A 14,806-nucleotide genomic window follows, 5' to 3' on the forward strand; every position below is an offset into this window, starting at 1 on the left:
CCCCTTGAATCTTAAGGGGAATTTTATAATTGAAAAAGAAAATTATCCTTCGTCTTCTTCTGTTGCTTTTAAGGATGAATCGCCCGGAAGTTCTTCGTCATCATCCGTGGAGTTCAATTCAAAAAAACTAAAAAATGAACCTCCGTAGCTTTTCTGGAATGAAAAATTACTTAAATGATCCATTTTGGTATATTTTGAATGTTCGATAATCATCATGCCATCATCTTCCAGTAAATCCTTTTCGAAAACCGTTAATACTATTTTTTCAAAAGCAGTCTGATCCAAACCATAGGGAGGATCAGCAAAAATGATGTCATAAGAAGTTTTGCAGTTGTCCAGAAATTTATAAACATCACTTTTTGTGGCAGCAATATCAAAATCATATTCTGAAGAAATTTGTTTTATGAATTTTACGCATCCAAAATCACCGTCAACAGAGGTTATTGGAGCGCTTCCGCGTGAAGCAAATTCATAACTGATATTGCCCGTTCCTGCAAATAAGTCTAAAACTTTTAAGCCCTCAAAACTAAAATGATTGTTCAAAACATTAAATAATGCTTCTTTACTCATGTCAGTCGTTGGTCTTACAGGAAGGTTTTTTGGCGGAAAAATGCGGCGTCCTTTGTATTTTCCAGAAATGATTCTCATGATTGAAATAAGATATAATGTTTTTGATTTTCGGCAGTTGAGAAGCTGTTTTTTTGCTGTAAGGCGCTTACATCCAAAAAGGATATATTACGTATGTATTTATAAGCAATCGCATAAAAAGGATCTTTTTTGCTGATTGTACCTAATAGTTCAAGAGGAAAAACTTCCGGATTTAAGCTTAATTGTTCGGCTGTAAAAAGCAGATAATAAATAAAATCCTCAGGAGTCTGATATTCAAAAGAATTAAAAAACAATAATTTTTGATTCTGAACAACAATAAGCTCAAAATGAACCGGATTAAAATTGACGATCATTTTTTTATCGTCATTGTTTTTTGAAGCCTCAAGGATTTTTTCGACTAAAATGCTGTTAACATGTTTGTAATCAAAAGAACCAACATTGTCTATCAGGAAATTATTGATGTTTACATACGGAATGTAAACAGCATTCATTTCGTAATTTGAAATTTTATCGTAGGTAAAAAAATCAGTTTCAAAAACTTTTGTTGTGTATTGTAAATAGCTCCCAAGGTAATCTTCGTCAAAAAGGGCTTCAGGAACAAAAGTCGAAAGATTGTTATTATGGATAACCATAATTTCATCATAAGTATCTTTCAGTTCCGGATATTTTTTGAAGGCTTCTGCGTAGGATTCTTCTATTTTAGTCGTTTTTTTTGAAGTGTCAAATTGAACTTCATTAAAAGTAGTTATAATGTTATTCAAAGTATCAAAACAACAAAAAGAAAACCCGGTCAGGGAAACCTGAATAGAAAGTTTTTTATAAAGTTTTGATGTAATATTAGTATTGTGCAATGCCATAATGTGATTTACAATTCCTTACCGTAGTATTTTGGAAAGAATTTTATTCGAACACAAACTTACAAATAATAATTTCAATATCAATTTCAAAAATCAATGACAATTTCAAAAATCAATTTCAATGGCAAAAGGCAATAAGAGTTTATAAAAATCAATTTCAAAGGCAATGATAATTTAAATTTATTACCATATGAGGCTTAAAATTAAATTTAGTCATTGTGTATTTTTAATTTCAACACAAACACATTAAAATTGATTTTTGAAATTGATTTTTGATATTGCCATTGATATTGCCATTTAAATAAACGAACTTTGTTCCTCAATTTCACCTTATGAATTCAGCATTATTTTATGGCATTCTGCAAAAAAGATTTCCTTTTGCACCCACTTACAAACAGGATGTTTTTTTTCAGAAAATCGCGATTTTTTTGACCGAGCCTGATAACGATACCATTTTTGTGCTGAAAGGATACGCTGGAACGGGTAAAACAACCGTGATTTCGACCATAGTTAATAATCTTGGAGATATTAATAAAAAGTTTGTTTTGCTGGCACCAACAGGACGTGCAGCCAAAGTAATTTCCAATTATTCAAATACAGCTGCATTTACCATTCATAAAAAAATATATTTTCCTAAAAAATCATCAGGCGGGGGAGTGGCCTTTACCAAACAGGTCAATAAGCATAAAAACACCATTTTTATAGTCGATGAGGCTTCGATGATTTCAGACAGTACTTTGGATAGCGGTTCTCTTTTGGATGACCTGATTAATTATGTGTATTCAGGTACGAATTGCAAAATGATTCTTTTGGGTGATACAGCCCAGCTGCCTCCGGTAAATCTGGATATTAGCCCCGCTTTGGATATTCAGACTTTGGGAGTTCACTATGATAAAGAAATCGAACATATTGAACTCGACGAGGTAATGCGTCAGGAAGAAAGTTCAGGCATTTTATTTAATGCTACCGAATTGCGTGAACTATTGAAAGAATCTTTTATAACCGAATTCAGGTTTAATGTAAAAAAGTTCAAAGATATCGTTCGTTTAACCGATGGTTATGATATTCAGGATGCTATAAATACCGCTTACAGTAATTATAGTATTGAAGACACTGCTTTTATTGTACGTTCTAATAAAAGGGCAAATCAGTACAATGAACAGATCCGAACCCGAATATTGTTTAAAGAAAGTGAGCTTTCAGTTGGAGATTTTCTGATGGTGGTAAAAAATAATTATTTCTGGCTAAAGGAAACTGATGAAGCCGGATTTATCGCAAATGGAGATATTATTGAGGTTCTGGAACTTTTCGGAATCAAAGAGTTATACGGATTTACTTTTGCAAAAGTTAAAATCAGAATGGTCGATTATCAGAATCAGAAGCCATTTGAGACAGTATTAATTTTGGATACCATAAAAAGTGAATCACCGTCTTTAACGTATGAAGAGTCAAATCGTTTGTATGAAGAAGTGATGAAAGATTATGAAGATGAAACCACCAAATACAAAAGATTCCAAAAAGTAAAAGAAAACGAATATTTCAATGGTCTTCAGGTAAAATTCTCTTACGCCATAACTTGCCACAAATCACAGGGAGGACAATGGAATACCGTTTTTATAGAGCAGCCGTATTTACCAAACGGAATTGACCGCGATTATATCAGATGGCTTTATACGGCAATGACACGTGCTAAAAATAAGCTATATTTGATAGGTTTTAAAGATGAAAGTTTTGAGGAATAAAAGACGATTGATTTTAGATTAGGATTAGTGAAAATTTGTGCAATTTGTGTTTAAATTTATTTACAATGACAACACTAAACGATTTACATTCGATTTCATCAACGTTTTCGAATACAGATAAAATGCCGGTTCTGTTTTTGGGGCATGGCAGTCCGATGAATGCAATTGAAGAAAATCAGTTTGTGACCGGTTTTCGCAATCTGGCCAAAACATTGCCGCAGCCCAATGCTATCTTATGTATTTCGGCGCATTGGTTTACAAAAGGTACAAAAGTGACTTCAATGCAGATGCCAAGAACAATTCATGACTTTGGAGGTTTTCCACAGGCGCTTTTTGATGTGCAGTACCCTGCAAAAGGAAGCCCGGAACTTGCTTTGGAAACCCAAAAAATATTAGATCCGGTTCAGGTGGATTTAGACGAACACTGGGGTTTAGATCATGGAGCTTGGAGCGTAATTAAACATTTGTATCCAAATGCTGATGTTCCGGTAATTCAGTTGAGTATTGATTACACTAAGTCTGGACAATATCATTTTGAACTGGCAAAGAAACTGCAGTCGCTTCGTTACAAAGGTGTTTTAATTATCGGAAGCGGAAATATCGTTCACAATTTAAGATTGGTTGATTTCAGGAATTTCGATAAAGATAATTACGGTTTCGACTGGGCAGTTGAAGCTAGGGAAACGGTGAATAATTATCTGTTAGACGGAAATTTTCAACCCTTGATTGATTTCGAAAAAATGAGTAAAGCCGTGCAATTGGCAATTCCGACTCCGGATCATTATTTACCTTTGCTCTATACTTTAGGATTAAAAGACAAAACTGATGAATTGGATTTGTTTAATGATAAGTTATTAGCCGGTTCGTTGAGTATGACTTCCGTAAAAATCATGTAAAAAAAACTTTGTGAATCTCTGTGAAATTTGGTGAATCTCTGTGAAATAGTTATTGCACAAAGTCGCACAAAGATTTCACAAAGATTCGCAAAAGAAAAAATAAATTAATAATGAGGATGATTAAATTGCGCTCAGTTCGCTGCGCTTGAGTACATGTTCCTCGCAATGACATAAAAAATGAAAATAATAGCTGTAATTCCGGCGCGATATGCATCAACACGTTTCCCTGCAAAACTAATGCAGGACCTTGGTGGTAAAACGGTAATTTTAAGAACGTACGAAGCTTCTGTTGCTACAAAATTATTCGACGATGTATTTGTCGTAACCGATTCTGATTTGATATTTGATGAAATTGTTTCGAATGGAGGTAAAGCCATTATGAGTATCAAAGAGCATGAATCAGGAAGTGACAGGATTGCAGAAGCAGTAGCAAATCTGGATGTAGATATCGTGGTAAATGTTCAGGGAGACGAACCTTTTACAGAAGCCGGACCTTTAGAGCAGGTTTTGTCTGTCTTCAAAAATGATGAAGATAAAAAGATTGATCTGGCTTCGCTAATGCGTGAAATCACAGATGAAGAAGAAATCAATAATCCGAATCACGTGAAAGTGGTTGTTGATCAGTCGCAGTTTGCGTTGTATTTTTCACGTTCTGTAATTCCGTATCCGAGAGATAAGGATGTGGGAGTTCGTTATTTTCAGCATATCGGAATTTATGCTTTTAGAAAACAAGCTTTGTTAGATTTTTACAATTTACCGATGAAGTCATTGGAAGCTTCTGAAAAACTGGAACAGCTACGTTATTTAGAATTCGGTAAAAAAATTAAAATGGTCGAAACAACCCATGTTGGAATCGGGATTGATACGGCTGAGGATTTGGAAAAGGCGAGGGCTATACTTAAGGATATTTAATTGATTTCAGATATTAAAAACGCTCCAATTGGAGCGTTTTTAATATCTGAAATATTTCTTAAATCTTTAGTATAAACTTGGAAATTTATCAGGATTAACTTCATTCATCATTTCATAAACCTTTTCAAAAATATCTTCGGCAGAAGGTTTTGAAAAATAGTCGCCATCAGTTCCGTACGCAGGTCTATGTGCTTTTGCAGCCAATGTTTGTGGTTTGCTGTCCAGATATTTATATGCGTCCTGCTCATCAATAATTTGCTGTAATATGAACGCTGAAGCTCCACCTGGAACATCTTCGTCAATTACTAAAAGGCGATTTGTTTTGGCGATACTTTTTACAATATCCTTATTGATGTCAAACGGAAGCAATGATTGAATATCAATAACTTCGCAATCAATTCCTAATTCTAATAATTCTTTAGCGGCTTGTTCAACTAATCTTAAAGTTGATCCGTATGAAACAAGTGTAATGTCTGAACCTTCTTTTAGGGTTTCAACTACACCAATTGGCGTTTTGAATTCACCAAAATTCAAAGGTGTTTTTTCTTTTAAACGGTAGCCATTCAGACATTCAATTACTAAAGCCGGTTCATCAGTTTCTAAAAGTGCATTGTAGAAACCTGCAGCCTGAGTCATATTTCTCGGAACCAAAACGTGAATACCACGAATAGCATTAATGATCATTCCCATTGGAGAACCGGAATGCCAGATACCTTCTAAACGGTGTCCACGGGTTCTGATAATTAAAGGCGCTTTTTGTTTTCCTACTGTTCTGTATTGCAGCGTTGCCAAATCATCACTCATAATCTGGATAGCGTACAATAAATAATCCAGATACTGAATCTCAGCAATTGGACGTAATCCCCTCAATGCCATTCCGATTCCCTGGCCAATAATAGTCGCTTCACGAATCCCGACATCGGCAACGCGAAGTTCACCGTATTTTTCCTGCATGCCTTCAAGCCCCTGGTTTACATCACCAATGTTTCCAACGTCTTCACCAAAAATTAAGACCTCAGGATACTTAGTAAATAAAGCGTCGAAGTTATCACGCAGAATCATTCTTCCGTCTAAATCCGGTTTAGCATTTTCAGCGTACTCAGGAAGAACTTTTTCAACCGAAAAGACATTTTTGTCTGATTCAGAATATAAATTACTGCTAAATTTGGGTTGTGTTATTGCAATATAATTGGTAATCCACTCTGATAGTAAAGCTTTACTATTCGGAATTTCGATAAAACGCAATATTTTACGGGCTATAACGAGCATTTCTTTTTTCAAAGGAGCTTTTATTGCTTTTAATTCAGAGATATACTTTTGAATTTTATCCTTATGATTAATACTGGCAGTAGAAATTTGCTCTAATAAAACCAAAAGATTTTTTTGGTCTTCAATAATTGGATTAATGAAAAGGTTCCAGGCTTCTTTTTTAGCTTCAAGAACTTCATTTTTTATCAGGGATTCCATTTCGTCCAGTTCTTCAGGAGATGCAATATTGATGGCAATCATCCATAGGCGCATCTGACGGATACAGTCGTAATTTTTCTCCCAACCCAGTCTTTCTCCGTTTTTATAGCGCTCATGAGATCCTGATGTGGAGTGGCCTTGCGGTTGTGTCAGTTCATTCACATGAATTAAAACCGGAATATGCTGTTCGCGTGCAATGGCACCGGCTCTTTCATAAGTAGAAACCAGCTCGGCATAATCCCATCCTTTTACCCTGAAAATTTCATATCCTTCAGAATCTTCATCACGTTGGTATCCTTTTAAGATTTCAGAGATGTTTTCTTTTGTTGTCTGATGTTTTGCGTGTACAGAAATTCCGTACTCGTCATCCCAAACGCTCATTACCATTGGAACTTGCAGAACTCCGGCAGCATTTATGGTTTCAAAAAACAAACCTTCAGAAGTACTTGCGTTACCGATAGTTCCCCAGGCAACTTCATTTCCGTTTACAGAGAATTTGTCTTTGATATCGATTCCGTCAACATGTCTGTAAATTTTTGAAGCCTGTGCTAATCCTAATAATCTTGGCATTTGTGCGGCTGTAGGAGATATATCTGCGCTTGAATTTTTTTGTTTTGTCAAGTCTTTCCAGGAACCGTCTTCGTTTAAACTGTGCGTTACAAAGTGTCCGCCCATTTGTCTTCCGGCAGACATTGGATCAAAATCCAGATCGGTATGGCCATATAAACCTGCGAAAAATTGTTTAGGAGTAAATTCGCCAATAGCCATCATAAAAGTCTGGTCACGGTAGTATCCTGAACGAAAATCCCCGTTTTTAAATGCTTTTGCCATAGCGAGCTGCGGCACTTCTTTCCCGTCACCAAAAATTCCAAATTTGGCTTTTCCTGTCAATACTTCTTTTCTCCCTAAAAGACTGCATTCCCGACTGGTAACTGCAATTTTATAGTCATTTAATACTTCAGTTTTAAAATCCTCGAAGGTTAATGTAGTATTGCTTTTTTCTGTAATCATAATCTGGAATGGTCATGTTTAGGTTGCGAAATTACTCAAAATCTACCAATAATCATAATTCATTAAAATAAATATAATTTAATTATTTGTAGTTAAAATCAAAAAACTACGTATTTTTTTTGAGTAATTTTTATTAAAAACAATATTAATCTAATAATAATTTACGTTTTTGTCTAAAAACTAAATAATTAAAACCATTTTCGGGTAAAAAGACTGACTAATGTTTTGGGAGACAAGGTGATAACAAACCTGATTTTTTCATTATATTTTGTTTGAGAAATTTCCCAGCCATTATTAGAGTAAACAGGGAAATAAATCTCAAAATAGTCAGGAAGCAGATTTAAGCGAATACCACTATCATAAACAAAGTGTTCATTTTGTTGCTTACTTTTCGTAAAACCTAAATCACCATAAGCTTCAATCCAGTTCCAGATAGAATAACTTGCGTTCAAAGTAGTCATCCACTGGTTAGCATATCTGGGTTCGATCATCGATTTAAATCCACCTTCGGCGATCATATACTGCTGGCTAAAAAAACCTTTGCTCTCAGATCTTCCGTAAAAATTGTAGTCAAATAAATAGTCAGTTGGACGGTCTAAACCAAAGCTGAAATAGTCTGAATTAGTTGTATTGTATAGAAAACTTCCGGCATACAATCTCAAATTTAATTTGCGATTATTTTCAAAAAGCCTTCTGTATTCAATTTCTCCGGATAACTTTCCAAAATCTCCCGAAAACTGTACATCTGTCATGAAATTAAAATGATTAATCAGTTCAGTTTTTGTATTCATATAACGAAGATTGAATACAGAATAGTTGGGAGTGGAGTTATCTGTTATATATTCCGTTGCTTCACGATTTACTATTACCTGTCTGGCGATAATAAATTGTTTTCGGTTGTCCCTGAAATCTTCTTCCCGAATTCTAAATTGTACCATCGGATTTAATCTGAAATAGGTGGCATCCGGTGCATAATGAAAATAATTTTGACTAATAGAATAGCGTATGTTGTAAAGTTTGCTGTCACGATAATAATGATTCAGTGAAAAAGCAGATGATCCCGATAGAGTTCCTGCTTTAAGTGAATAAGCCGGATTGATATCGAAGGTAAACGGCTTGTCCAGTATCGTTTTGTTATGAAAACGAATTCCGGGAGCAAACCCATCATAATAATTATAAGCAAGCGTTGGTACGTATAATATTTGATTGTAGTAAGGATCTTCTAAATCTTTTGCAAAATTAAATTTGATGGGACGATTTGTAATGACCAGACTTTTTAATGATTTCCAGTTGTCACGCTGATTGTATTCGGGAACTTCATTGTCATAATTCAAAACAATTTTATCTGCATTTTTTCTTTCGAAAATATAAACAGAATCATTGTCTTTAGGCTCAATCCATTCTTTGAAAACGATGTTGTTCTTTTTAAGGCCGTAAACCGGAACCGGAACGTAATTTTCTGTTTTGTTTTTTATCGAAAAGCGAATACTGTCTTTAGTTCTGGAAACATTTGAAAACTTATAATCAATAATTTCACGGGAATCAATAATGGTTTCAAAAAACCAATCGATTTTTTTTGAACTTTTTTTCGTTAGTATTTTTTCAAAATCATATCGGTTTGCCTGTTGTGTTTTGTTTAGGTTATAAAATTCCTGAACACTTTGAGGTACAATATTATCATTTAAATAGTCATCTAAATAACTTAAGCTTAAACCCGCCCGATATTTACTTGCAATCTGTTCATTGAATTTTATGAGTGTATTTTTCGGGTCTCCCAAAGGCTGATCCAGATTCTTTCGGGCCATAAGCATATAGTAATAACTGTATTGCTCGTTAAATGTCAGATTGGTAATGTTATAACTTTTAAAAAGTTTCATTTTTGAAAGTCTGCCCAGCATCTTTTGATCCATGTGATGTTCTTCCATATATTTCATCATCGTGTAAATCTGGATTCCGTCATATACCCAATTGTCTTTTCGGGGATCCAGGCGAAGGCTGTATTGAAGATAATTGTTTAAATACGTTTTTAAAAAGGTAATTTCAAACATGAATTCATCCGAAAAAGGACTTATAAAAGATGGCAGTTGATTCAGCCCGTAAAAAGGGTTCCGGTCATAATCTGCCTGGGAAACCGTAATTTTTTTATGCGGATATTTTCCAATAAAATCATTAGCAAAACTGATTACTCGATTGATAATAATCGCTTTTTGTATCTCGTCCAGTTTTTTGTTTTTTAAATTGGTAAGAACCTCCAGTTCACCATTATTATAGCTGTTAAAGGTATTTTGTTTTTCAATAAATAAATTAAAATCGGTTCTGTTATTTCCGGAAAAAAGATAGGTACTGAATGCAGGAGAGGAGGAATCCTTTGAAATTGAATTCAGATCACTGTTAATAGTATATTGATTTGGAATTTTAATTTCTAATTCATAATCAGTCACTGCATTTGCAATATCATCAAGATTGTAATTGTGATATTTTATAAAATCATGATTTTCGAAACGTGCAGGACTTAAAAACCAATTTCTAAGATTCATGCCTCCGTTTTGAGTATAACCATAACGGGTAAATTTATCACTTGGAATCTTAGAGCTATAAGTAAGATGTAAATCAATTTTACTGTTGGGAGGCAATTTGTTTTTTAGCTTGATTATGATAAAATCAGGATCTTCATTAGTTCTTTGCCATTCTAAAGTCATAAATTGATCGTCAGTCAGTTCTAATATAGTTGTGTTTCCGCGTTCTTCTTGTTTTGCCAGATGGAAGCCTTTATAAAACTCATCAGAAAAGCGCAATGCCAATGGAGTATTTTTATCAGAGAAGGCATTATTCCAGTCATTTAGAACAATAGAAGTCAAAGAATCTTCAGAAGTGTTGAAATATGTAATATCCTGTTTTATATTTAGTGTTTTAAGCTCAGGATTCACCGCCACCTCCATCTTAGATTGATGCTGCGCGAATTGTTTTAATGGGAACATCAAAACAAAAACGAAAAGAATGATTTTAAAAAATGATTTCAATGCTGGCTTAAAATTTAGGTGTATAACTTTAGTTACGGGCTTATGACTCTTTTGGTTTTATTGTAAAAATAATATAAAAAAAGCTGTTTTTAAACAGCCTTCTTTTTTTACGATATTTATTTAAACATATAAGTAATTAAGAAAATATAAGTTTTATACGGGTCAATTTAATGGACTTATATTATTTATATGGTAAAAAATATTAAAAGTTTGGACTTAAATCGTATTTCTTGTAGAATTTGTCCAGCACATCAACTACTTCATCTTCAGTATCTACAATTTTGAATAAGTTTAAATCATCTGGGCTTACCGTCTGCATTTTTTCAACCAAAACGGTTTTTACCCAGTCAATCAATCCTGACCAAAATTCAACACCTACTAATATAATAGGGAATTTTCCAATTTTTTTAGTCTGAATCAGGGTAATGGCTTCAAACATTTCGTCTAATGTTCCAAATCCTCCAGGCATCACTACAAATCCTTGTGAATATTTTACAAACATTACTTTTCGAACAAAAAAGTAATCAAAATTCAGGTTTTTATCATGATCAATGTAGGGATTGAAATGCTGTTCAAAAGGCAGTTCAATATTCAAACCAACAGAAGTTCCTCCGCCTAAATGTGCGCCTTTATTTCCTGCTTCCATAATTCCTGGACCACCACCTGTGATAACACCGTAACCGGCTTTACTAATTTTGTAAGCAATTTTTTCGGCAAGCAAATAATATTTGTCATCCGGTTTTGTCCTTGCTGATCCAAAAATTGACACACACGGACCAATACGCCCCATACTTTCATAACCGTTTACAAACTCGGCCATGATTTTAAAAATTGCCCAGCTGTCATTGGTCCTGATTTCATTCCACGTTTTTTGTTTCAAACGATCCTGAATTACTTTATCCTCATCATTGTCAAAATCTTCTAATCTCATTTTGTGTATTATTAATTTTATTTTATTCTTTGGTTTCTTCGGTGTAATTTCAATTTATATCAGAAGACAACAGCTTTGTCAAATGTTTAAAACCCTGACAAAGCTGTTGCACTAAATTAACTCTTTTTTTGAAAATTGTTATAAAAATCGGTTATTAATTCCCTCAAAAATAAAGTTGTTTCATTTAACTACTTCATTCCTATTGTCTTTAGGGGACTAAATTCATTTTTTTTGATTATTTTTTTACAAGTTTCTCTTTAAAAAAATCAATAGTTCTTTTCCATGATAAAGTAGCTGCTGCTTCATCATATCTTGGTGTTGTGTTGTTGTGAAAACCGTGGTTAACCCCCTGGTAGAAATAAGCAATATTTTCAACTTTATTTTTATTCAGTATTTCCTCAAAAGCAAGCCAGCCTTCATTGACACGTGTATCAAGCTCCGCGTAATGCAAAAGGAGCGGAGTATTTATTTTTTCTGCTTCATCTTTGGTGGGCTGTCCGCCGTAATACGGAACTGCAGCTGATAAAGAAGGTATTTTTACTGCCATCATATTCGAAATCCATCCGCCAAAACAAAACCCGACAACGCCAACAGATCCATTACAATCTTTGTGTGATTTCAGATATTCGTATGCGGCAATAAAATCCTCCAGCATTTCTTCTCGGGTTCGTTTTTTTTGGAGTTCACGTCCGGCATCATCATTGCCTGGATATCCACCTAGTGGAGATAAAGCATCAGGTGCCAAAGTAATAAACCCTTCTATTGCAGTCCTTCTTCCCACATCTTCAATATAAGGGTTTAATCCCCTGTTTTCATGTACAACAATAATTCCTGGTAATTTTTTCTTAGTTTCTGCAGGCTGGGATAACTGTCCCTTGATGTTTCCTCCTCCTTTTGGGGAATCATAATTGATGTATTGTGTTTTTAATCTTGGATCAGTTGGCTGAATCAAAATACTATCGACATAATTTGGTGTCATAAAACTTAAAAGAGAAGGAAGGGTGATAGCTCCTACAGCAAAAATGGAGAGTTTTTCAATAAACTGTCTTCGCTCAATTTTATTGTGAGCATAGTCATCGTATAAATCAAATATTTCCTGGGATATATCTTCTTTGGTTAATTTCCGCATATGTTAATTATTTAGAATAATTTAGAAAAAAAGTTCAAAAATATAAAAGTAAAAAAAAAACAATTAAGAGTGTTTTTTTTACAATTTTGAATAATGTATCATGTTTTTTAAAAGTATGGCATCGAATTAAAAGTTATTTAAGGAACTATATCTTTTTTTACTATTTTTATTAAATGTATAAATTACAGCTAACATATTTGTAAGCATATTTAATTTTTAATGATGAAATTATCGTATCAAATACTTTTAGCATTTACCCTGATAATTTTATTGTCTGTTGCTGATTCTTATACTAATTATATGCTGTCAAAAAAAGTACAGCTTAATTCACAGTTTCTTGCCAGGTCAGAAGAGATAATTCGAAATTCGAATAAAACCCATAAAGCTATTATTGAAATGCAGAGTGCTTTTCGGGGTTATTTGCTTACAAATGATGAGACTTTTCTAGACGCTTACTTTAAAGGAAGTCAAATTGTACCCAAACTCATAAAAGAGCAGCAGCTTCGGATTGGTGATGGCAACAAACAGCGTGGAATATTAGATTCAATCAAAAACTTGCATAACAATTGGCTCAGCTATTCTGCTCAATTGATATATTCGAGGGAAAAGTTTCCCAATTCGTATCAAAATCTGTTTGATAGTTCATTGAAAAAGCACGTTGGAAAAAAAATAAATGATGCTATTAATGCCAAATTTTCAAGATTTGATAAAATAGAATATAAAATGAGGAAACGCCATACGGACAGATTACTGATTTCCTTAAAAAACGCCCATACATTTTCCCTTATTTTCCTTACATTAACGATCGTAGTAGGCGTGTTTAGTACTGCGTTTATCTTGGTGGTTACGACTAAAAGAATCAATTTAATGGTAAGCCTTGCCGAAAATATTTCAAAAGGTAATTTCACCCGTGTTAAAGATACGGGTAACGATGAATTATCTGCTCTGGCTGTTTCTTTAAATAGAATGTCTGAAAAGTTAGATAAAAATATTCATGAATTAAAAAACAGAAATGCTGAGCTGAATAAATTTGCGTATGTAGTTTCTCATGATTTGAAAGCTCCCATTCGTGGCATTCATAATGTTATTACATGGATTGAAGAAGATCATGCTAATGAACTTTCGCCGGCTCTTAAAAGGTATCTAAGGATTATCCCCCAAAAGACACAGCGTATGGAGGCACTCATTAACGGTCTATTGGATTATGCAAGATTGAATCTCAAAACCCCATCAGAAAAAATAAATACAAATGCCCTTGTTCAGGAAATTGCAGATTCTATAATCCCTAGAACTTTTACATTTGAAATAGGTGATTTGCCCGATTTGTTTACAGAAAGAATCAAGCTCGAACAGGTTTTTGCTAATTTGATAAGTAATGCAGTAAAATACACGCCACAGGAGAAAGGAGGAATAATTCAGATTAAATGCAAAATATTTCCTAACTTTTATGAATTTTCAGTAAGAGATAATGGAATTGGAATTGCGGTAGAATTCCATCAAAAAATATTCGAAATATTTCAGACACTTCGCGAACAGAATGAACAGGAAAGTACTGGTGTAGGCTTGGCAATTGTAAAAAAAATAATAGATGACCAACAAGAATCCATTACCGTAAAATCGGCATTGGGAGAAGGTGCTGAATTTATCTTTACGTGGAGAAATAATTAAGACGACAAACTTTTACAAATAGTAATAACTAAATGAAAAAACCAACAATTTTATTAATAGAAGATGATGAACTGGACATCATAAGTGTAGAGCGTTCTTTAAAAAAAATTGGTAGTGAATATGTACTTCATACAGCTTATAATGGTATTGAAGCCTTAAAAGTCCTTAGGGATACAAATTTGGGATTGATTCCGGATGTTATCCTTTTGGATATTAATATGCCAAGAATGAACGGAATAGAGTTTTTAAAGGAAATAAGAGAGGATAAAAAACTTAAGAATTTAAAAGTTTTTATAATGACTACTTCTTCTGAAGGTGATGACAGATTTGAAGCAGAAAAATTAGGAATATCAGGTTATATCATCAAACCTTTGAATTATACGGATAATTCGAAAAGACCTGATTCTATGGATGCTTTTGTCCAATTTCATTTAAGGAAAATATTGCTTGATGAAAACATATAAATGTTTTTTAATGATAACTTAGAGGTTTATTATTGGAATTTTAAGTTATGATAATTTGGTTGCCAGAATTTTTTAAATCATTCTATATAAGATTGGGAAT

Annotated in this window: 11 protein-coding genes; 5 read left to right on the plus strand and 6 right to left on the minus strand. The window is 33.7% G+C overall.

The genetic code is table 11. From position 1 onward, the window contains the following. Window positions 1–42: 42 nt before the first annotated feature. Complete coding sequence (locus tag DMB68_RS03915; protein WP_110345347.1) at window positions 43–648, minus strand: RsmD family RNA methyltransferase; 606 nt, start codon at window positions 646–648, stop codon at window positions 43–45. Continuing rightward, a complete protein-coding gene (locus DMB68_RS03920; RefSeq protein WP_110345348.1) occupies window positions 645–1,466 on the minus strand; it encodes a DUF3822 family protein in 822 nt (273 codons plus the stop codon). The genes DMB68_RS03915 and DMB68_RS03920 overlap by 4 nt, the downstream gene beginning before the upstream one ends. Before the next feature lie 332 nt (window positions 1,467–1,798). Between DMB68_RS03920 and DMB68_RS03925 the strand changes: the two genes are divergently transcribed. The 3 genes from DMB68_RS03925 (at window position 1,799) to kdsB (ending at window position 5,016) form a co-directional block, all read left to right on the plus strand. Next, window positions 1,799–3,208, plus strand: coding sequence for an ATP-dependent DNA helicase (locus DMB68_RS03925; RefSeq protein ID WP_110345349.1), 1,410 nt, complete (start codon window positions 1,799–1,801; stop codon window positions 3,206–3,208). A gap of 65 nt (window positions 3,209–3,273) precedes the next feature. Further along, complete coding sequence (gene ygiD, locus DMB68_RS03930; protein WP_110345350.1) at window positions 3,274–4,104, plus strand: 4,5-DOPA-extradiol-dioxygenase; 831 nt, start codon at window positions 3,274–3,276, stop codon at window positions 4,102–4,104. Window positions 4,105–4,281: 177 nt separating this feature from the next. Next, window positions 4,282–5,016 carry a 3-deoxy-manno-octulosonate cytidylyltransferase gene (gene kdsB, locus DMB68_RS03935; protein WP_110345351.1) on the plus strand — a complete coding sequence of 245 codons (735 nt, stop codon included), beginning with the start codon at window positions 4,282–4,284 and terminating at the stop codon, window positions 5,014–5,016. Between the two features lie 66 nt (window positions 5,017–5,082). Here kdsB and DMB68_RS03940 read toward each other — a convergent pair whose 3' ends face one another. The 4 genes from DMB68_RS03940 to DMB68_RS03955 all read right to left on the minus strand — a co-directional run bounded on the left by DMB68_RS03940 (window position 5,083) and on the right by DMB68_RS03955 (window position 12,574). Then, entirely contained in the window at window positions 5,083–7,494 is a 2,412-nt protein-coding gene (locus DMB68_RS03940; RefSeq protein ID WP_110345352.1) for an alpha-ketoacid dehydrogenase subunit alpha/beta, read from the minus strand. Between the two features lie 188 nt (window positions 7,495–7,682). After that, complete coding sequence (locus DMB68_RS03945; protein ID WP_110346337.1) at window positions 7,683–10,433, minus strand: gluzincin family metallopeptidase; 2,751 nt, start codon at window positions 10,431–10,433, stop codon at window positions 7,683–7,685. 283 nt (window positions 10,434–10,716) lie between these two features. After that, window positions 10,717–11,445: an LOG family protein gene (locus tag DMB68_RS03950; RefSeq protein ID WP_110345353.1), complete on the minus strand. Its 729-nt coding sequence runs from the start codon at window positions 11,443–11,445 to the stop codon at window positions 10,717–10,719. Between the two features lie 235 nt (window positions 11,446–11,680). Continuing rightward, entirely contained in the window at window positions 11,681–12,574 is an 894-nt protein-coding gene (locus DMB68_RS03955; protein ID WP_110345354.1) for a dienelactone hydrolase family protein, read from the minus strand. A gap of 222 nt (window positions 12,575–12,796) precedes the next feature. On the opposite strand from DMB68_RS03955, the gene DMB68_RS03960 reads away from it, so the two are divergent. Both DMB68_RS03960 and DMB68_RS03965 read left to right on the plus strand, forming a co-directional pair. Further along, entirely contained in the window at window positions 12,797–14,242 is a 1,446-nt protein-coding gene (locus DMB68_RS03960; protein ID WP_165830091.1) for an ATP-binding protein, read from the plus strand. Window positions 14,243–14,274: 32 nt separating this feature from the next. After that, the gene (locus DMB68_RS03965; protein ID WP_110345356.1) at window positions 14,275–14,706 is read left to right on the plus strand and encodes a response regulator; all 432 of its coding nucleotides are present in this window, start codon (window positions 14,275–14,277) and stop codon (window positions 14,704–14,706) included. The last annotated feature ends 100 nt before the right edge of the window (window positions 14,707–14,806 follow it).

The organism is Flavobacterium hydrophilum (assembly GCF_003202405.1).
GTDB classification, from domain to species: domain Bacteria; phylum Bacteroidota; class Bacteroidia; order Flavobacteriales; family Flavobacteriaceae; genus Flavobacterium; species Flavobacterium hydrophilum.